Source organism: Rhizobacter sp. (assembly GCA_019635355.1).
Lineage (GTDB): Bacteria > Pseudomonadota > Gammaproteobacteria > Burkholderiales > Burkholderiaceae_C > Rhizobacter.
In genome coordinates this window covers 513,775-533,305 of record JAHBZQ010000001.1, presented here as the reverse complement: position 1 = coordinate 533,305, position 19,531 = coordinate 513,775, and the positions used below count along the sequence as shown (strand labels likewise).

The window sequence follows — 19,531 nt, the reverse complement described above, 5'->3', positions numbered from 1 at the left end:
ACGGCGATGAACCACCTGACGCAACTCGCCGAGGCCCTGCGCCAGAGCCGCGGCTTCGCACACAAGCGCGACATCGCCGCGGTGCTGCCGCAGCTGGGCGCAGTGGCCGGCCTCACGAGCGTGCCGAATGGCGATGACTGCGCCGTGCTGCCCGATGGCACCGGCGACGGCCACCTGCTGCTCGCCATCGAAGGCCTGGTGCAAGACTTCGTCGCGGCCATGCCCTGGTTCGCCGGCTACAGCGGCGTGATGGTCAACCTGAGCGACATCGCCGCGATGGGCGGGCGCCCCACCGCCGTGGTCGACGCCTTGTGGGCGGCCGACTCCGAGACGGCGCAGCAGCTCATCGCCGGCATGCGCGCCGCCTGCGAGCGCTATGGCGTGCCACTGGTCGGCGGCCACAGCAACCTGCATGCGGGCCATGGCCAGCTGGCGGTGGCCGTGCTGGGCCGCGCCAAGCGCCTGATCAGCAGCTTCGCGGCGCGGCCCGGCGACCGGCTGCTGATGGCCGTCGACCTGCGAGGCGCGTGGCAGGGCGGCCACCCGTTCTGGAACGCCTCGACCTCGGCACCGCCCGAGCGGCTGCGCGCCGACCTGGCGCTGCTGCCGCAGATCGCCGAAGCGGGCCTGTGCGACGCCGGCAAGGACATCAGCATGGCGGGCGTGCTGGGCACGCTGCTGATGCTGCTGGAGTGCTCGGGGGCCGGTGCGCACGTGGACCTCGCGCGCCTGCCGCTGCCGCCTGGCACACCCGGCTGGCACGAGAGGGGTGACGCTGCGTTCGCGGCGCACCTGCGCTGGCTCTGCGCCTTCCCGAGCTACGGCTATCTGCTGAGCGTGCGCGAAGCGCAGGCCGAGGTGGTGCAGGAGGTCTTCGAGTCGCACGGCATCGCCTGCGCCGACATCGGCACCGTGCAGCCCGGCGCTCGCCTCACGCTGCAATTGGGCGACGCACAGACGATGCTGTGGGACCTGGCGGCCGAGCCCTTCATCGGCGCCGCGCCGGCGCCGCTCGCCCAAAGGGCTGCTGCATGAACATCGCCCTGCTCACGCACTCGGTGCGCCCACGCGGTGGTGTGATCCACACGCTGGAGCTGGCCGACGCGCTGGTGCGGCGCGGCCACCGCGTGACCGTGATCGCCTCGGCCGAGCCGGGCGAATCGCTGTTTCGTGCGACGGCATTTCCGGTCGAGTTGATCCGCCTGCCGGTGCTGACCGGCGACCTGGTGGAGCAGGTGCGGCAGCGCATCGAGGCCCTGGTGGCGGCGTTGCCGGCCGTGCTGCGGCGAGGCCGCTTCGACCTGCTGCATGCGCAAGACAGCGTGAGCGGCAACGCCCTCGCCTTGCTGCGCGAACGTGGGCTTCACGTGCCGCCCTGGCTGCGCACCGTGCATCACCTCGACGTCTTCGCGCAGGAGACGCTCAACCGCTGGCAGGAGCGTGCCTGGCGTGCGGCCGAGGGCGTGGCCTGTGTCAGCGACACCTGGTGTGCGCATTTCCGCGAGCACTTCGGCGTGCAGCCGGCGCGCATGTTCAACGGCGTCGACCTGCGCCGCTACCGGCCGGCGGCCGACGTGCTCGACGGGCCGCGCCTGCAGTCGCTCGGGCTGGCCGACGACGCAGGCCCGGTGTGCCTGCTGGTCGGTGGCGTGGAAGAACGCAAGAACACCGTGCGGGTGTTGCAGGCCTTCGCCACCCTGCGCCGCAACGACCCCGCATGGGCCCAGGCCCGCTTCGTGGTGGCCGGTGGCGCCAGCATGCTCGACCACAGCAGCGCCCGCCGCGCGTGGCAGCAGGCCCTGGGCGAGCTCGGCCTCACCGAAGGGCCCGATGCGCCCGTGCTGCGCACCGGCCCGCTGCCCGACGAGATGCTGCCCACGCTGATGCGCCGCGCCGACGTTCTGGCCATGCCGTCGCTGGTCGAAGGCTTCGGCCTCGTCGCGCTCGAAGCGCTGGCCTGCGGCACGCCGGTGCTGGTGTCGAGTCGCCCACCGTTCACCGAGCACCTGCGCGATGAGGCAGCCGTCGCGTGGTGCGACCCGGAGCGCATCGACTCCATCGCAGCGGGCCTGCAATCGGCCGCGCGCATGCCCAAGCTCAACGCGCCGCCGGCCGTGTGCCTGGCCCATGCGTGGGAGCGCAGCGCGGCGCTGCACGAAGCCTGGTACCTGCGCACGCTGCACACACCGACCGCCACGCCCGCCGAAGCCCTCACTGCCTGAGACCGACCTCATGCCCGCCATGCACTACCGCCTTCGCTGGCCCGATGCCAGCGAGACCCTCTGCTACTCGCCTTCGCTCGTGATCCACGACTACCTCACGCCGGGCGAGGACTACCCGCTGCCCGAGTTGCTGCGGCGCGTGCGCGAGGCCACCGCCATCGCGAGCGAGCGTGTGCGCGAGAAGTTCGGCTTCGCCTGCTCGCGCGCCGCTGACCAGCTGCTGCAGACCGAGGCGCATGCCGCCCCCTTTGCCGACAACGCCGAAGCACGCGTGCGCGTGCTCGCGTTCGAACCTGCTTGACCCTTCACCCGGAGTCCCTTCATGAAGAACCCCACCCTGCCCCATCACGAAGTCGTCGTCGTCGGCGGCGGCCAGGCCGGCCTGTCCATCAGCCACGGACTGAAAGCCGAAGGCATCGAGCACGTGGTGTTCGAGAAGCACCGCGCGATGCACGTGTGGCGCACGCAGCGCTGGGACAACTTCTGCCTCGTCACACCCAACTGGCAGTGCGCCCTGCCCGGCCACCCGTACCGCGGCGACGATCCGCACGGCTTCATGAAGCGCGACGAGATCGTGCAGTACCTCGATGCCTTCCGCGCCCACGTGAACGCACCGCTGCGCGAAGGTGTGGCGGTCGAACTGGTGAAGCCGCTGCCCGAGGGCGGCTTCCTCGTGCGCAGCAGTGAGGGCGAATGCACCGCGCAGCAAATCGTCGTCGCCTCGGGCGGCTACCACGAGCCCATCGTGCCGCGCCTGGCCGAGCGCTTGCCGGCGCAGGTGCTGCAGCTCCATTCGGCGCAGTACCGCAACGCCGCGCAGCTGCCACCCGGCAAGGTGCTGGTGGTCGGCTCGGGCCAGAGTGGCGCGCAGATCGCCGAAGACCTGCACCTCGCCGGCCGCGAGGTGGTGCTGGCGGTGGGCGATGCGCCGCGCTGCGCGCGCTTCTACCGCGGCCGCGACGTGGTCGACTGGCTGGCCGACATGGGCTACTACGACATGCCGGTGGGCCAGCACCCGCTGCGCGAGGGCGTGCGCGACAACACCAACCATTACGTGACCGGCCGCGACGGCGGGCGCGACATCGACCTGCGCCGCTTCGCCACCGAAGGCATGCAGCTCTACGGCGTGCTCACCGGCCTCGATGCCGACGGCGACACGCTGCGCTTCGCGCCGCGCCTGCGCGAGGTGCTGGACCAGGCCGACCGCACCTACAACGGCATCAACGCCTCGATCGACCGCTACATCGACGAGCAGGGCCTGCAGGCGCCGCCTGGAAGCGTGTACGAGCCGGTGTGGCAGCCGGCCGAGGAGCGCGAGACCTTGTCGCTGCGCGATGCGGGCATCACGAGCGTGGTCTGGTGCATCGGCTTCGCGCCCGACTTCCGCTGGCTCGACGCCCCGGTCTTCAACGGCCGCGGCCACCCGGTGCACGAGCGCGGCGTGACGCGCGTGCCCGGCCTCTACTTCATCGGTCTGCCGTGGCTGCACACCTGGGGGTCAGGGCGCTTCTCGGGGGTGGCGCGGGATGCAGCCTTCGTCGTGCAGCGCGTGAGGGCGTTGCACTCGCTGAAGACCCCGCCCACTGCCGAGCAGAGCGCGCTCGTCGATCTCGCGGTCGTCTAGGGCGGCGAGCCGATCCAGATGTCGCCGGCCGCCAGCCGCGTCTCGTCGCAGTTGTTGCCTTCGCCTGCCCGGTCGATCACCAGGAAGTCGCACGGTGCCTCCAGCGCCAGCAAGGGGTGGTGCCAGGTGCCCGGCGCGTAGTTGACGCCCTGCCCTGCCTGGGCGGTGAAGCAGCGCAGCGTACCGAGGTCAGGCGCATGAGCGCCTTCGCAGACCACGACGATGTAGGGCCGGCCCGACATCGGGATGAAGGCCTGGCTGCCCAGTGGGTGGCGTTCGATCACGGAGAGGGCGAACGGGATCGTGCGCGGCACGGCACGGAAGATGCTCAGCTTCGGCCGGCCGCCCTCGCGGTCGACGTCGATGCGGGCCAGGTCGTCGTAGCGCTCCGCGTAGCCTTCGTTGATCGTGAAGTGGCGTGCTGCCGAGGCGACGTCGATGACATCGCCGAAGGGCTTGAAGGACCTCGCCGTCAACGGCTCGAAGGGCAACACGCGTCGCATCGCTAGAACGCCCTCACCTCGCCTCGACGCACGAACTGGCCCATGCCTTCGCGACCTTTCCACTCGGCGCCATCGACGATCAGCTCGCCGCGCAGGAAGACCTTCTCCACCCGCCCCTGCAGCGTGCGCCCTTCGAGCAGCGTGTAGTCGCACTGGCTGTGCAGGTGCTCGGCGTGGATGGTCTGCGTGGCGTTCGGATTGAAGAGCACGACGTCGGCATCGCTGCCGATAGCGATCGTGCCCTTCTTCGGGAAGAGGCCGAAAAGCTTGGCCGGCGTGGTCGACGTGAGCTGCACGAAGCGGTTGAGCGACAGGCGGCCCTGCGTCACGCCGATGTCGTGCAGGCTCACCAGCCGCGTCTCGATGCCGGGCGCGCCATTCGGGATGAGCGAGAAATCGTCTTTGCCGCGCTGCTTCTGCAAGCGGTAGCCCAGGTGGCCCTCCTTCATGCAGAAGGGGCAGTGGTCGGTCGCAATCACCTGCAGGTCGTCGTAGCGCAGCGCGCGCCAGAGGTGGTGCTGGTCGTCGGTGCTGCGCAGCGGCGGCGTCATCACGTATTTGGCGATCTCGAAATCGTCGCTCGAATACACCGAGTCGTCGAACAGCAGGTAGTGCGGGCAGGTCTCCGCGAACACCGGGATGCCCTCGTCGCGCGCCGCCACGATGTGCTTCAAGGCCTGGTTCGACGACACGTGCACGAAGTAGATGGGCGCTTCGGCCAGCTCCGCGAGGCGGATGCCGCGGTGCGTGGCCTCGCCTTCCATCAGCGCGGGCCGCGTCATCGCGTGGTAGCGCGGCGCGGTGTGGCCGGCGGCGAGCGCCTCCTTGATCAAGAGGTCGATCACCGTGCCGTTCTCGGCATGCAGCGCCACCATGCCGCCGTCGGCGCCCACCTGGCGCAGCATCTGGAAGATGGCCGCGTCGTCGGCCATCATCACGCCGGGGTAGGCCATGAACATCTTGAAGCTCGTCACGCCCTCATGGCGCATCGCGTGCTTCACGTCGGCCAGCACCTGCGCATCGACCCGCGTCACGATGCAGTGCAGGCTGTAGTCGATGCACACCTGAGGCTCGGCGCTGCGCTGCGCGCGGGCGATGGCTTCGAGTGGCGAATCGGCCGCGGTCTGCAGGGCGAAGTCGACCACCGTGGTGGTGCCGCCGAAGGCGGCGGCCTTCGTGCCGCTGGCAAAGGTGTCGCAGGTGATCGTGGGGCCGATCACGTTTTCCAGGTGGACGTGGGTGTCGACGCCGCCGGGCAGCACGTACAGGCCGCGCGCATCCACCACCGTCACGTCGGGCCCCACCGCCATGTCGCGCGCGATGGCGTGCACGATGCCGTCTTGCAGCAGCACGTCGGCCACGTAGTCGTCGGTGGCGGTGATGACCCGGCCGCCGCGGATCAAGGTGGTGCTCATCGCAGCATGGTCCTTTCGAGTTCGCGTGCGAGCGAGAGCAGCAGCCGATCGCTGCCGCGCGGGCCGATCAGCGAGATGCCGACCGGGATGCCCTGGCTGTGCGCCAGCGGCAGGCTCACCTGCGGCAGCCCGGTGAGGCCGGCGATGCAGGTGAGCTGGAGGATGCGGCCGACCGCCTGCTGCATCTCGGGCAGTGTCGCGTCGCGCCGGATGGGCAGGATGGGCACGGTCGGCAGGCACAGCAGGCGGTGGCCGCCCAAGAGCTCGTCGAGCCGCTCGCGCACGGCGGTGCGCACCAAGCGCGAGGGCGCTACCTCCTCTTCCGTCAGGGCCTGCGCCTGCAGCAGCGTCTGCGCCACGTCGAACGAGAACACCGGGTTGTGCTGCGCCACCCAGGGCGCAAAGGTGCGGCCGAACTCGAAGCACTGCAGGCGCTGCTGGTGCGCGGACCAGAGCGCCAGCCCCTCGGGCGCGAGCGTCACCGCATGCAGCTCGGCCACGCGCGGCGCGATCTGCGTGAGCGCCCCGTGGAAGGCGGCCTGCACCGCCTCGTCGCACAAGGCCACGACGTCGCTCGCGACCAGCAGCTGGTCGGTGCGGCCGGTGCCGCCTGGCGGCAACAGCGCGTCGCCCACGCGTTCGAAGGTGGCCGCGGTGGCGGCGAAGAAGCCAGCGGTGTCGAAGCTCGGCGACTGCGTGACCATGCCCTCGACGGAGATCGCGCCGTGCGTGGGCCGCAGGCCATAGAGGCCACAGAAGCTCGCCGGCGTGCGCACCGAGCCGCCCGAGTCGGTGCCGAGCGCGAGCTCGGCCAGCCCGCACGCCACCGCCGACGCCGAGCCGCTCGACGAGCCGCCCGGCACGCGGTCGGGCGCACGCGGGTTGAGTGGTGTGCCGTCGAAGCGATTGATGCCGAGCAGGCCCAGCGAGATCTCGTCGGTGATGGCCTTGCCGACGAGCAACGCGCCCGCATCGAGCAGCCGCTGCACCGCCCACGCATGCGCGGTCGCCGGGGCGTGCGTGGCCGCCCAGGTCGGGTTTCCTGCGCCGGTGACGTGGCCCGCCACGTCGAAGAGATCCTTCGCCGCGAAGCGCAGCCCCGCGAGCGGCCCTTCGGCTGCGCCGGCCACCCTCACGTCGGTCTGCGGGACCAAGGCGCCCGCTTCGTCTCGCATGCCCGTCATTCCTTGTAGAACTTGCGGAAGTCGGGGTGGGTGTGGAACCAGTACTCGAAGCCCTGCACGTTCTTCTGCATCGCGAAGTCGGAGAAGCGGGTGTAGAGCGGGATGCGCGGCAGGTCGGTCATCACGATGTCGACCATCTTCTGGAGTGCAGCCTTGTAGACCTTGTCGTCGGAGGCGAAACGCGCGATCTCGATCTGCTCGTCGAGCACCGGGTTGGTGTAGTTGGCGGTGTTGAACACCGCGTTGTTCTTGCCGTCGAAGTTCCAGAAGAAGAAGTACTCGGGGTAGTCGAGCCAGCCGTAGAACTCGGCGATCACCATCGGCATGGTCTTGCTGGCCATCTGCGCGAACCAATTGGAGCCCGGCACCTTCTCGAGCGTCAACTCCACGCCGATCTTCTTGAGCGATTCCTGGATCAGGATGGCGGTGGGCTCACGCACCGTGGCTTCGCTCAGGTCGAACGACAGCGTGGTCTTGAAGCCATTCGGGAAGCCCGCCTCGGTGAGCAGCGCCTTGGCTTTCGCCAGATCGGTCGTGTACTTGATCGGCACCGGCCAGGTCGGCGCATAGGGCTTGGACGGGTCGCCGCCGAACATGCCTACACCGCGGTTGTAGAGCGCGCTGGAGAGGATCTCCTTGTAGGGGATCGCATACGAGATGGCCTGGCGCACCTTGGGGTTGTCGAAGGGTTTGATCTTGGTGTTCATGTCCACGAAGATCAGGTCGTTCTGCACCGGCACGCCGATCACCTTGACCTTGGGGCTCTTGGCGAGCTCGGCGTAGTCTTTCGGCGGCAGGCCGACCGAGATGTCGACGTCGCCCTTCTCCAGCAGCGCGCGGCGCGTACCGGCAGACGCGATCTGGCGGTAGATCACCTTCTTGAGTTTCGGCAGCGGGCCCGACTTCCAGTCGTCGAATCGCACGAACACCGTCTGCTGCCCCGGCGTCCACGACTCGATCTTGTAGGCGCCGCCGCCCGCGCCGTTGCGCGACACCCATTCCAGCGCCCACGGGTCGGCCGCCGTCGCATGCTTCTTGGCGAGCGTGGAGTTCACGATCACCGGCACCGGCACCACCAGGTCGGGAAGGATGAGCTTGTTGGGCTTGTCGAGCGTGATGCGGAAGGTGTAGTCGTCGACGACCGAAAACTTCTTCGGATCGTCGAGCGAGCCGGCGGCCATCTGCACGGCCGGGAAGCCGCCCGCGGCCACCGCGCGGTCGAAGGACCACTTCACGTCTTTCGCGGTGACGGGCGTGCCGTCGTGGAACTTGGCGTTCTTGCGCAGGAAGAAGGTGTAGACCTTTTTGTCGGGGCTGATCTCCCAGCGCTCCGCGAGCTCGGGCGTGAGCACGGTGGCGTCGTAGGAGGCGTTGCCGTCGGGCAACTTCTTCTGCCCGTGGCTCACCAGCCGGTCGTACACATGCCAGGCGACCATGCGGCTGTGGTCGTTGGCGGTGGGCACCATCGTGTCGAGGCCGTTCGGGCCCATCTCGGAGACGATGACGAGGGTGTCTTTCGGAGGTGCGGCTAAGGCCGGCGCCACGAGCGCGGCGGCCAGCGCCATCAGCGCGGCGTAGTGTTGAAGGCGGCTAACGGGCATGGTCATTCCTTCTGCGTTTGTTGACGTTGGACGAGGAGAATCAATCCGCTCAGGCTGAGGTATCGAAGCCCTGCTCAGGCCGGTGCGGGCCTTCGATACCTCAGGCTGAGCGGTTCGTGGTGATCACAGGCCGAGTTGGTCAAGCAAGGCCGGCCACTTGTGCGCCCACGGCCGCGCCTGCTCGAAGGCGGCACTCGCCTTGAGCACGGTGCGGTCGTCGAGGTGGCGGCCGATGATCTGCAGGCCGACCGGCAGGCCATCCTTCGTGAAGCCGGCGGGGATGCTTGCTGCCGGCTGCCCGGTCAGGTTGGCCGGGAAGGTGAAGCACAGCCAGTCGGCATTGCGCCCCATGCGGCCCTCGATGATCTCGGGGCCCTGCATGTGCACCGGGAACGGCGGCACCGCGAGCGTGGGCGTGATCAGCAGGTCGTAGTTCGACATGAACCGCCACATCGTGTTGCAGATGGCCTTGCGCTGGGTGTGTGCGTCGGTGAAGTCGGCGCCGGTCCACGGCTTCATCACCAGGTCGACCAGGTGCGGCGAGATCTCGTGCTCGCGGCCGGCGATGAGCTTGCGCATGCCGGTGAGGTCGGTGTCGGCAGCGACGAGCGTCCAGAAGGTCGCGCCGGCATCCGACCGCCAGCCGGGGTTGGCACGCTCCACATGGCAGCCGAGTTCGCGCTCGAACACCGCCACCGCTTCGCTCACCACGCGCCTCACCTCGGGGTCGACGGCGGCGTAGCCCCAGTCTTCGCTGTAGGCGATGCGCAGGCCCTTGAGGCTCGACGGCTGCGCGGCCTCCAGGTAGTCGAAGTCGGCCGCGGGGATGGAATAGCGGTCGCGCGGGTCGGGGCCGGCGATCACGCTCAGCATCAGCGCCGAGTCGGCCACGGTGCGGCTCATGGGGCCGATGTGCTCCAGCGTCTCCCAGCTCGACACGCCGGGGTAACGCTCGTCGCGACAGCCGGGGTACAACGCCACGCGGCCCATCGAGGCCTTGATGCCGTAAAGCCCGCAGTGCGCCGACGGGATGCGCACCGAGCCGCCGCCATCGCTGCCGATGGCGAACGGCGCCACGCCGGTGGCCACCGAGGCGCCCGAGCCGGCGCTCGAGCCGCCCGAGGTCATGGCGAGGTTCCACGGGTTGCGCGTGGTCTCGAAGACCGGGTTGTGGCCCACGCCGCTGTAGCCGAACTCGGGCACGTTGGTCTTGCCGATGATCACCGCGCCCGCGGCCTTCAGGCGCTCGACGACGATGTCGTCTTCGTCGGGAATGAACTCTTCGTAGAGCTTGGAGCCCATCACGGTCTTGATGCCCTTCGTGGCCACCAGGTCCTTGATGCCGATGGGCACGCCCGCGAGCGGGCCGATGGGCTCGCCTTTTGCGATCTGCGCATCGACGGCCTTCGCGGCAGCGCGCGCTACGTCGGGCGTGGGCGTGCAGAAGGCGTGGATGTGCGGCTCCAGCACCTCCATGCGGCGCAGCACGGCCTCGGTGACCTCGGTGGCCGAGAGCTCCTTGGAGCGGATGCGCTTGGCGAGGCTGACCGCGTCCATGCGGCAGATGGCGTTGTCGGTGGATGAGTCGCTCATGCGGATCCTTTCGTCAGGCGTTCAAGGCGAAATGGCAAGCGGCGGAATGGCCCTCGCCCACGCGCCGCAGCACGGGCATCGCGCTCACGCAACGCTCGGTGCCTTGCGGGCAACGGCCGTGGAAGCGGCAGCTCTGCGGGTCGGGTGCGATGGGGCTGCGGGGTGAACCTTCGAGCCGCAGGCGCTGCTCGCCGCGGCGCGCGGGGTCGGGGATGGCGGCGATCAGCGCCTGGGTGTAGGGGTGGGCAGGCGCGGTGAAGAGCGTCTCGGCCGGTGCCACTTCGACCACCTTGCCGAGGTACATCACCACGATGCGCTCGCACAGCAGGCGCACCACGTTGAGGTCGTGCGAGACGAAGAGGTAGCTCATGCCCAGGCGCGCGCGCAAGTCGTCGAGCAGGCGCAGGATCACCGCCTGCACCGAGACGTCGAGCGCGGAGGTGGGCTCGTCGAGGATCAGCAGCGACGGCTCGACCACGATGGCGCGGGCGATGCCGACGCGCGCGCGCTGGCCGCCGGAGAGCTGGTGCGGGTAGCGCAGCACCAGCTCGTCGGGCAGGCCCACCATCTCGGCAGCGCGGCGCACCCGTTTGTCGAGCTCGGTGCGATCACGAATCTTCAGCAGCCGACGCAGCGGGTCGGCGATGGCGTCGAACACGCGCATCGACGGGTTCAGGCTTTCGGTCGGGTCCTGGAACACCATCTGGATGCGTGCGCGCAGGGGCGAGCGCACGAGCTGGCGCGGTGTCATCGCACTCAGGTCCTGGCCGTCGAACAGCACACGGCCCGAGGTGGGCGTGATGAGCTGCGCCAGCAGGCGGGCGAGCGTCGACTTGCCGCAGCCCGATTCGCCCACCAGGCCCACGCACTCGCCGTGGCCGATGCTCAAGCTCACCTCGTCGACCGCATGCAGCAGCTTCCCGCCGCTCACGGGGTAGTGCTTGACGAGCTTCTGCACGTCGAGCAAGGCCGGCTGCGCCGGTGCATCGAGTGCGGCGCTGATGTCGTGCAGGCGTTCGGGCATGTTCATAGCGGGTGGCGGCAGCGCACGCGGTGGCCGGGGCCGAGTTCGACCCACGCGAGGGGCGCCTCGCTGCACGCTGCGGTGGCACGGGTGCAGCGGTGCTGGAAGCGGCACACCGGCAACTCGCCACGCAGGTCGGGAAGCTGGCCGGGGATGGCCGACAGGCCCATGAGCGTGGTCTGCGGCGTGGGCGTGGCGGCGAGCAGCTGCCGGGTGTAGGGGTGCGCGGGCGACTGCAGCAGCCGCTCGGTGGGGCCCACTTCCACCAGGTGGCCTGCGTGCATGACCGCGATGCGGTCGCAGTACTCGCCGGCCAGGCCCAGGTCGTGCGTGATGAGCAGCGTGGCCATGCGCTGGCTGCGGCTCATGTCGCGGATCAGGTCGAGGATCACCGCCTGGGTGGTGACGTCGAGCCCGGTGGTGGGCTCGTCGGCGATCAGCAGCGCCGGCGTGCAGGCGAGCGCCATCGCGATCATCACGCGCTGGCACATGCCACCCGAAAGCTCGAAGGGGTAGGCGTGGTAGCGGCGCTCGGGGTCGGGGATGCGCACGCGTGCGAGCGCCTGCACGGCGCGCTGCTTCAGGTCGTCGCGCTTGACCGCAGCGTGGCGGCCCAGCACGTCTTCGATCTGGTGGCCCACCTTGCGGATGGGGTTGAGCGCGGTGCGCGGGCTCTGGAAGATCATCGACAGCTCGCGCCCGCGCAGCGCACCGAGCGCGGTGGGCGTGGCGGTGAGCAGGTCGGTGCCGCCGAAGGTGATGGCGCCGCCCTCGATGCGCGCCGCGTCATCCTGCAGGCCCATCACGGTGTAGGCCATGACGGACTTGCCGGAGCCGCTCTCGCCGACCACGCCGACGATCTCGCCGCGTTCGATGGAGAGCGAGACGTTTTCCAGCGCCTTCACCGTGCCGTGGCGGGTGCGGAAGTTGAGCGAAAGCTCGTTGACTTCGAGCAAGGCCGTCATGCCAGCCCCCTCTCGCACACCACCGTTCGGGCTGAGCCTGTCGAAGCCTGCGCACCGCGCGTTGTGGGCACTTCGACAGGCTCAGTGCGAACGGAGCACGGCAAGCTCATGTGCGCCTCCTCGGGTCGAGCAGGTCGCGCAGGCCATCGCCCAGCAGGTTGAAGCAGAACACCGCCAGCACCAGCGCCATGCCGGGGAAGGCGAAGGTCCACCACTCGCCCGAGATGATGTTGCTCGCGCCTTCCGACACCATGATTCCCCACTCCGGCGTGGGCGCGCGCACGCCCAGGCCGATGAAGGACAGGCCGGCCGCGTTGAGGATGGCCCAGCCCATGTTGAGCGAGGCCTGCACCGTCATCGGCGGCAGGATGTTGGGCACGATGTGGTGTGTCAGCACCTGCAGCGGCGTGTTGCCGCCCATGCGTGCCGCTTCCACGTAACCGAGGTCGCGCCGCACGTTGACCTCGCCGCGCGCGAAGCGGAAGTAGAACGGCAGGTTGATGACGATGGTCGCGATGATGATGTTGAGCACGTTGTTGCCCAGCGCCGCGACGATCCCCATGGCCAGCACGAAGAGCGGGAAGGCCATGATGGTGTCCATCAGCCGGCCCAGCACGCGGTCGGTCCAACCGCCGAAGTAGCCGGCCAGCGCCCCGAGCGCGAGGCCAATGGCGAACGACAGGGCCACCGCCGAGATGGCCATGCCCAGGTCGAGCCGGGCGGCGACGATCACGCGACTCAGGATGTCGCGGCCCAGCGCATCGGTGCCGAACCAGTGCGCCGCCGAGGGCGGCTGCAGGCGCGCCGTGCCGTCGGTCATCAACGGGTCGTAGGGTGCGAGCGCGGGGCCGAAGGCGGCGCACAGCAGCAGCAGTGCAAGGATCACCACCGCCACCAGCGTGAGGCGGTTCTCGCCGAAGACGTAGCCGGTATTGCGGGCGAGCAAGGAGACGCGTGCGGTCAGTTGCATGTCATCCCTCGAAGCGCACACGCGGGTCGATCAGCGTGCTGGCGATGTCGACCGTGAGGTTGAGCCCGATGTAGAGCAGCGCCATCATCAGCACGAAGCCCTGCACCGCCGCGTAGTCGGACGCGAGCACCGCGCTCACCGCATAGGCGCCGATGCCCTGCCACCCGAACACCTGCTCGATCAGCACGTTGGAGCCGAGCAGGAAGCTGAACACCATGCCCATCACGTTGACCAGCGGCAGCAGCGCGTTGCGAAACGCGTAGGTGAAGATCACCGTGCGCGGCGCCAGGCCGCTGGCGCGCGCGGTGCGCACGAAGTCGGAGCCGAGCGCACCCAGCATGGCGGCGCGGGTGATGCGCGCGATGGGCGCGAGCGCAAAGAGGCCGAGCGCGATGGAGGGCAGCACGAGTTGGCCGGCCGCGGCGCGGAAGGTCGCCCCGTCACCGGCGAGCAGGCTGTCGACGAGGTACGCGCCGGTCACCGTGGGCGGTGGCGAATTCAGGATCTCGTTGAGCCGGCCCACTGGCTGCGGTGCCATGTCGAGCAAAAAGTAGAAGACGTAGACCAGCACCAACCCGACGAAGAAGGTGGGGAAGGCCGAGCCCACGGTGATGCTGCCGCGGCACAGGTGGTCGACCCATGAATCGGGCTTGGTGGCGGCGAGCACGCCCATGGGAATGGCGAAGGCGAGTGCGAAGACCAGCGCGCACACGCTCAGCTCGAGGGATGCGGGCAGGCGCACCAGCAGGTCGTGCAGCACCGGCTGGCCGGTGGTGAGCGAGGTGCCGAGGTTGCCTTGCGCCAGGTCGCCGAGGTAGCGGAAGAACTGCTCGATGAGCGGCTTGTCGAGCCCGAGCTTGGCGCGGATCTGCGCGATCGACTCGTCGTTGGCCGCCGGCCCGGCGAAGTAGGCGGCCGGGTCGCCCGGCAATGCGTGCGACAGCAGGAAGGTGATGACGACGATGCCCGCGAGGCTGGGCACCGTGCCGAGGAGTCGTTTCCAGACGAAGGCCATGCGGCACGCAACGCATATCGCATGCCAATGTGGCACTGCACCAAACGCGCCCATGCGTCTCGTGACTTGCCACAGAGGCATGTCGGCCGTTCCTGCACTTGTGTGGGGCCGACTGTTTCCCTCGATAGCACGCCAGAGGGGCGCACCCGTTCTGCGCGTTTGCACTTCCAAGATGCACAGGAAAGTAACTTGACTGACAATGACAGTGCATTCATGGGATGGCGCAGCGCTTGCTTCAGTCCATCGAAGGAGAGTGACCATGAGCGACGACACCACCCCGGCTCGGCAATTGACCCTGCACGGCGCACAGCGCGTGCTGCAAGCCGCCATCGCCCACGCGCACGCCATCGGCCAGCCGATGTGCATCGCGGTGGTCGACCTCGGCGGCAACCTGCTGAGCTTCGCGCGCATGGACGGCGCCAAGGCGCTGAGCGTGATCTCGTCGACCAACAAGGCGCGCACCGCCGCGCTCTCGGCCGCGCCCACCGGCGGCGCTCATGCCGATGTGGAGCTGCAGGTCACGCTGGCCCACGAGTCGAAATGGACCAACCTCATCGGTGGCCTGCCGATCCGCGTCGACGGCTTCGTCGTCGGCGCCGTGGCAGCCGGCTCGGGCACCGGCGCGCAAGACCTCGCCGTTGCGCGCGCCGGGGCTGCGGCGATCCCGGGTGCCGACCTCTACGACGACTTCACGCCCATGGGTGCGGAAGACACGGGCATCATCCGGGGCTCGCACCCGCTGCCCGTCCGCAGCTGAGGGCAGACCCCACACCTCATGGCCACTTCCGCAAAGACCTCGACCCGGCCCGCCGCCAAGAAGAAGCCTTCCACGGCTCGCAAGAAGAGCACCGCCGCGACCGCACCCACGCCACGCCGCGACGACCTGCAAGTCGGCGGCCGCCTGCGCCATGCGCGCCTGCTCGCCGGCATCCGCATGCGCGACCTCGCCGACAAGGTGGGCTGCACCGAGAGCATGGTCTCGAAGATCGAGGCCGGGCGCGTGGTGCCCTCGCTGCCCATGCTGCAGCGCCTGGTCGATGCGCTGGGCCGCGACCTGGCTTCCTTCTTCGGCTCGGACCCCAACTCGCCGGCGATGGTGCTGCGCAACGGGCAACGCCCGGTCGCCCACACCGACCCCATCCGCGAAGGCCAGCGCGTGAGCTATGAGCGCCTGGTGCCCTTCGGGGCCGGCAACCTGCTCGAAGGCAACATCCACGTGGTGGAGCCCGGCGGCCTGAAAAACGACCCGATCACGCACCAGGGCGAAACACTCGGCTACGTGCTCGATGGGCAGATCGAGCTGACGGTCGAGGCGACCAGCTACACGCTCAACGCGGGCGATTCCTTCTTCTTCAAGAACCACCTCACCAACAGCTACCGCAACCCGGGCACCGTGACCGCACGCGTGCTGTGGGTCAACACGCCGCAGGTTCACTGAGCTTGAACGCCGCCCGGGCCAGGTCGCCCGAGGTGCGCAGGCCCAGCTTGCGCTTGATGTTGGCGCGGTGCGTCTCGATGGTGTGCACGCTGCGGTGCAGGCTGCGCGCGATCTCGCCGGTCTTGAGGCCGCGGCCGATGAGGCGCAGCACTTCCATCTCGCGGTCGCTGAGGCCGCCGACGGCGCCAGCGGCACTGTCGGTGCGCTCGCTGCCGCTCGCCAGCCGGGTGAGGATCTCGCTCGACACCGTCTCGCTGAGGTAGATGCGCCCCGCGCGCACCTGCCGCAACGCGGCCACGATCTTGCGCGTGGCCTCCTGCTTCATCAGGTAACCGCGGGCGCCGGCCCGCAGGGCGCGCTCGGCATGCAGGCGCTCGTCGTGCATCGAGAGCACGAGGCACTGCAGGGCCGGGTGGTGGGCCTTCGCCCGGCGGATCAACTCCAGGCCTGACTGCTCTTCGAGCGACAGGTCGACGATGGCGACATCGGCCGGTTGATGCGCCAGTACTTCCAGGGCTTCGTCGACCGTGCCGGCTTCGGAGCATGCCTCGAAGTCGCTTTCGCGGCCCACGAGCTGCGCGATGCCATGCCGCAGGATGGGGTGGTCGTCGACGATCAGGACGCGTGTCTTCTTCGTGTCAGTGTTCATGCGGGGACCTCCAGGTGACTTCGACCTGCCACGCGCCCTCATGGACGCCGGCACGGAAGGTGGCGCCGATCAGCTGCGCACGGTGCCGCATGATGCGCAGCCCGATGCCCTGCCCTTCGGCCTTGCCCACCGTCGCCGGCACCGGGTTGCTCACGCGCAGCGTCAGCGCGCCGGCCTGCTGCCCGAGCGCGATGGCGATGGCCGCGCCGGGTGCGTGCTTCACCGCGTTGTTCACCGCTTCCTGCGCGATGCGGTAGAGGTGAACCGCCGCGATGTGGTCGGGTGCGTCGACCGGGCGCGGGCAGTCGAGCCTGCAGGCGCGGCGCAGCTGGCGCTCGGTGCTTTCGGCCAGCTGCTGCAGCGCCATCATCAGGCCGCCCTCTTCCATCTCGACCGGGTAGAGGCCGCGCGCCAGCAGCCGGGTCTGCGCGACCGCCGACGACAGCATCGCCTCGACACGCTCGGCGCTCGCTTGGGCGTCGTGTGCGCCGGCCGCTTCGAGATCGCGGGCCAGCAGCTCGGCCTGGATGGCGGTGGCGGTCAGGTGCTGGCCCAGGCCGTCGTGCAGCGCCTGGCCGAAGCGCTGCTGCTCGCGTTCGCTGACGGCGATCAACTCATGCTCCAGCCGCTGCCGCTCGGCCATCTGCACCTGCAGCGCGGCGTTGGCTTCGGCGAGGGCCTGGGTGCGCTCGGCCACGCGCTGCTCGAGTTGCCGGCGCGCCTGCCGCAAGGCATCGGCCGCTTCGACCCGCGCGCTGACGTCGATGCCGGAGACGATGGCGTGCGTCATGCTGCCGTGTTCGTCGCGCAGGGCGGTGGCCGTCCAGCTCACGGTGATGGGCGGGCCCCGGTGGCGGCGCAGCGGGCTTTCGAGCTTCTCGCTGTCGGCGAGCCTCAGGCGCAACAGCTCGGCATGGCCATTCACCTTCGCGTGGTGCTCGGCCGGGATCAGCGCCTCTTCGAAGCGCTTGCCGACCAGTGTGGCCGACGTGAAGCCGGTCGTGCGCTCGAAGCTGCGGTTGACCCGCTCGATGCGGCCCTGCCCATCGAGCACCACCACCAGCGCGCCCTCGGCATCGAGGATGGCGGAGCCGAAGTCGCGGTCGCGGATGGCCTGCGCACGGGCGCGGTCGCGCTCGCTCTGGGTCGCGGCGAGCAGCAGGCTGGTCACGGTGATCACATTGGCAAACACCCACCAGCGCACCAGGCTGCTGGTGAGGCCGCCGTCCACGAAAGGGCCGGCACCGCGCACCGTGCCCCACACGGCGGCGAGCGTGACCAGCAGCGTGAGCAAGGTGGCGCCTCGCTGGCCAAAGCGCAAGGCCGCCCACACCGCGAGCGGGTACAGCGCGAGCGACGCGGGGTAGTAGCCCGGTGCAGCCGTGAGGCCGTGCAGCAGCGCGCCACCGAACACCAGCTCGCACAACAGGCCCAGCAGGAGGAGCAGCGCCGCGGCTTCCACCGCTTGCGCGCGGCTCCATGCGGCGGCGGCGCTGCGCCACCAGATCAGCAGGAAGGGCGTGAGTACCACCACGCCGGCGGCGTCGCCCATCCACCATTGCAAGGCCACGGCGGCCCAGGCGTCGGTCGGCACACGCCCATCGAGCCACAGCGCCGTCGGCCCGATCAGGGCGCTCAGCCCGGCACCGGCAGTGCCGAGCACGATCAGGCCCACCACGTCGCGCACACGCTCCAGCGCTGGCGCGAAGCCGGCGCGGCGAAGGCCCCACCAGCAGGCGAAGGTCTGCGCCAGGTTGCCGAGCGAAATGCCGGCCACCGCCAGCAGCGACGCGCCGGTGCCGGCGTTGGCAATCAGGTCGCCCAGCACGATGCCCGGCCACAGGCCCGGCCCCCAGCGCAGGAAGACGAAGAGGCTCAGGCCGGTCGGCGCCCACACCAGCGTGACGTTGGGGGCGATGCTGGAGGTGGCCAGGCCGAGCCGCGCCGCCGCCCCGTAGAGCAGGCCGAAGAGCAGGCACCAGCAGGCCCAGCGCCAGCGCGCTTGCCCGCTGGTGGGCCAGGCGCTGAGGGTGGCAGGCAGTCGCAAGGAGGCCATTCCGTGGACGTGCACGAACCGTGCCGGCGGTGTCAGTCCATCTCGAAGATGGCGTCGACCTCGACCGCTGCACGCCGCGGCAGCGAGGCCACGCCGATGGCCGTGCGTGCATGGCGCCCACGGTCCTCGCCCCACAGCGCGGCGAAGAGGTCGGACGCACCGTTGACCACCATCGGCACGAACTCGAACTCGGGCTCGCAGTTCACGAAGCCGCCCACCCGCAGGCAGCGCTGCACGCGACCCAGGTCGCCCTCGCAGGCGAGCTTCAGGCAGGCCAGCAGGTTGAGCGCACACAGGCGCGCGGCTTGCTGGCCCTGCTCGAGTGTGATGTCGCGGCCGAGCTTGCCGACATAGGGCACGCTGCCGTTCCACTCGCACACCTGGCCGGCCAGGTAGACAGTGCGGCCGCTGCGCCGCCAGGGCACGAAATTGGCAATCGGCGTGGGCGGCGTTGGCAAGGCGAGGCCCATCGATGCGAGTTTCTCTTCGATGGCGCCGCTCATGCCTTGAGCCCCGACAACAACGCCCCCGAATCCGTCATGAACCCATACAGCAGCTTCACGTTGTATTCGGTCGCCTGCATGCAGAACGGCGGCGAGGTGGTGCCCACGCAGTCGCGCAGCATCAGCACGTCGTAGCCGAGGAAGCTCGCGTCTTCCAGCGTGGTCATCACGCATTGGTCGGCGTTGACGCCGGCGAAGAAGAGCGTGGTCAGACCCATGTTGCGCAGGATGGAGTCGAGCTCGGTGTCCCAGAAGCCGCTGAAGCGGTGCTTGGTGACGTGGATGTCTTGCTCGCCGGGGTTCAGCTCGTCGACGATCTGCGCGCCCCACGAGCCTTTGAGCAGGATCTCGGCGCCGCCCGGGATCTGCTCGCCCAGGCCGGCGCCCTCGCCGTCTTGCGTGTGCGCGTGCAGCAGCGAGGGGTGGATGTTGAGCAGGTCGCGGCGCACGCCCCAGTTGAGCCACACGATGGGCACGCCCTGCGCGCGCAGGGCCGGCACGAGCCGGCGCAGCGGCTCGATGGGGGCGCGGTCGGGCGTGATGTCGATGCCGCGGTAGTCGAGGTAGCCGCCTATGGCGCAGAAGTCGTTCTGCATGTCGACGACGATCAGCGCGCTGCGGTTCGCATCGACCGTCACCGCCTGCGGCTCGGCCGCGAGCTCGACCGGCCGCACCGGGCGGCGCTCGGCGCGCGTGAGGTCGCAGTGCGCGGCGCTCACGCGCCAGCGGTTGGCGAGGTGGGAGCCCATCGGTTTCATGGCCGAGCTCC

19 protein-coding genes are annotated in these 19,531 nt (G+C 69.6%); 6 read left to right on the top strand and 13 right to left on the bottom strand.

What is annotated here, in order from left to right; genetic code table 11:
• Window positions 1–6 precede the first annotated feature (6 nt).
• The 4 genes from KF892_02360 to KF892_02345 are packed head-to-tail and all read left to right on the top strand — an operon-like array spanning window position 7 to window position 3,846.
• Window positions 7–1,035: a sll0787 family AIR synthase-like protein gene (locus KF892_02360; protein MBX3623828.1), complete on the top strand. Its 1,029-nt coding sequence runs from the start codon at window positions 7–9 to the stop codon at window positions 1,033–1,035.
• Window positions 1,032–2,222: an MSMEG_0565 family glycosyltransferase gene (locus KF892_02355; protein ID MBX3623827.1), complete on the top strand. Its 1,191-nt coding sequence runs from the start codon at window positions 1,032–1,034 to the stop codon at window positions 2,220–2,222. Before KF892_02360 ends, KF892_02355 begins: the two co-directional genes overlap by 4 nt.
• A 10-nt stretch (window positions 2,223–2,232) precedes the next feature.
• Window positions 2,233–2,523: an MSMEG_0570 family nitrogen starvation response protein gene (locus KF892_02350; GenBank protein MBX3623826.1), complete on the top strand. Its 291-nt coding sequence runs from the start codon at window positions 2,233–2,235 to the stop codon at window positions 2,521–2,523.
• Window positions 2,524–2,544: 21 nt separating this feature from the next.
• Window positions 2,545–3,846, top strand: coding sequence for an MSMEG_0569 family flavin-dependent oxidoreductase (locus KF892_02345; protein ID MBX3623825.1), 1,302 nt, complete (start codon window positions 2,545–2,547; stop codon window positions 3,844–3,846).
• Here KF892_02345 and KF892_02340 read toward each other — a convergent pair.
• From KF892_02340 to KF892_02300, 9 genes are all read right to left on the bottom strand, one after another.
• Window positions 3,843–4,349, bottom strand: coding sequence for an ureidoglycolate lyase (locus KF892_02340; protein MBX3623824.1), 507 nt, complete (start codon window positions 4,347–4,349; stop codon window positions 3,843–3,845). The genes KF892_02345 and KF892_02340 overlap by 4 nt on opposite strands.
• 2 nt (window positions 4,350–4,351) lie before the next feature.
• Window positions 4,352–5,764 (bottom strand): dihydropyrimidinase, encoded by a 1,413-nt coding sequence (gene hydA / locus KF892_02335; protein ID MBX3623823.1) that lies wholly within the window; start codon window positions 5,762–5,764, stop codon window positions 4,352–4,354.
• On the bottom strand, window positions 5,761–6,939 hold the full coding sequence (locus tag KF892_02330; GenBank protein ID MBX3623822.1) for an amidase: 1,179 nt from the start codon (window positions 6,937–6,939) through the stop codon (window positions 5,761–5,763). The genes hydA and KF892_02330 overlap by 4 nt, the downstream gene beginning before the upstream one ends.
• 5 nt (window positions 6,940–6,944) lie before the next feature.
• Entirely contained in the window at window positions 6,945–8,549 is a 1,605-nt protein-coding gene (locus KF892_02325) for an ABC transporter substrate-binding protein (GenBank protein MBX3623821.1), read from the bottom strand.
• 123 nt (window positions 8,550–8,672) lie between these two features.
• Window positions 8,673–10,106, bottom strand: a complete 1,434-nt coding sequence (locus tag KF892_02320) for an amidase (GenBank protein MBX3623820.1) — start codon at window positions 10,104–10,106, stop codon at window positions 8,673–8,675.
• A 49-nt stretch (window positions 10,107–10,155) separates the two neighbouring features.
• A complete protein-coding gene (locus KF892_02315) occupies window positions 10,156–11,166 on the bottom strand; it encodes an ABC transporter ATP-binding protein (GenBank protein MBX3623819.1) in 1,011 nt (336 codons plus the stop codon).
• 2 nt (window positions 11,167–11,168) lie between these two features.
• The gene (locus KF892_02310) at window positions 11,169–12,131 is read right to left on the bottom strand and encodes an ABC transporter ATP-binding protein (protein ID MBX3623818.1); all 963 of its coding nucleotides are present in this window, start codon (window positions 12,129–12,131) and stop codon (window positions 11,169–11,171) included.
• 106 nt (window positions 12,132–12,237) lie between these two features.
• The gene (locus tag KF892_02305) at window positions 12,238–13,101 is read right to left on the bottom strand and encodes an ABC transporter permease (protein MBX3623817.1); all 864 of its coding nucleotides are present in this window, start codon (window positions 13,099–13,101) and stop codon (window positions 12,238–12,240) included.
• A 1-nt stretch (window position 13,102) separates the two neighbouring features.
• Entirely contained in the window at window positions 13,103–14,116 is a 1,014-nt protein-coding gene (locus KF892_02300; GenBank protein MBX3623816.1) for an ABC transporter permease, read from the bottom strand.
• A gap of 259 nt (window positions 14,117–14,375) precedes the next feature.
• Between KF892_02300 and KF892_02295 the strand changes: the two genes are divergently transcribed.
• Both KF892_02295 and KF892_02290 read left to right on the top strand, forming a co-directional pair.
• Window positions 14,376–14,873, top strand: a complete 498-nt coding sequence (locus KF892_02295; GenBank protein ID MBX3623815.1) for a heme-binding protein — start codon at window positions 14,376–14,378, stop codon at window positions 14,871–14,873.
• Between the two features lie 18 nt (window positions 14,874–14,891).
• The gene (locus KF892_02290) at window positions 14,892–15,554 is read left to right on the top strand and encodes a cupin domain-containing protein (GenBank protein ID MBX3623814.1); all 663 of its coding nucleotides are present in this window, start codon (window positions 14,892–14,894) and stop codon (window positions 15,552–15,554) included.
• Here the strand turns inward: KF892_02290 and KF892_02285 are convergent.
• The 4 genes from KF892_02285 to KF892_02270 are packed head-to-tail and all read right to left on the bottom strand — an operon-like array spanning window position 15,532 to window position 19,520.
• Window positions 15,532–16,203, bottom strand: a complete 672-nt coding sequence (locus KF892_02285; protein MBX3623813.1) for a response regulator transcription factor — start codon at window positions 16,201–16,203, stop codon at window positions 15,532–15,534. The genes KF892_02290 and KF892_02285 overlap by 23 nt on opposite strands.
• Window positions 16,193–18,250, bottom strand: a complete 2,058-nt coding sequence (locus tag KF892_02280) for an MASE1 domain-containing protein (protein ID MBX3623812.1) — start codon at window positions 18,248–18,250, stop codon at window positions 16,193–16,195. Before KF892_02280 ends, KF892_02285 begins: the two co-directional genes overlap by 11 nt.
• Window positions 18,251–18,291: 41 nt before the next feature.
• Complete coding sequence (locus KF892_02275; protein ID MBX3623811.1) at window positions 18,292–18,762, bottom strand: RidA family protein; 471 nt, start codon at window positions 18,760–18,762, stop codon at window positions 18,292–18,294.
• A complete protein-coding gene (locus KF892_02270; GenBank protein MBX3623810.1) occupies window positions 18,759–19,520 on the bottom strand; it encodes an isochorismatase family protein in 762 nt (253 codons plus the stop codon). Before KF892_02270 ends, KF892_02275 begins: the two co-directional genes overlap by 4 nt.
• Window positions 19,521–19,531: the final 11 nt, after the last annotated feature.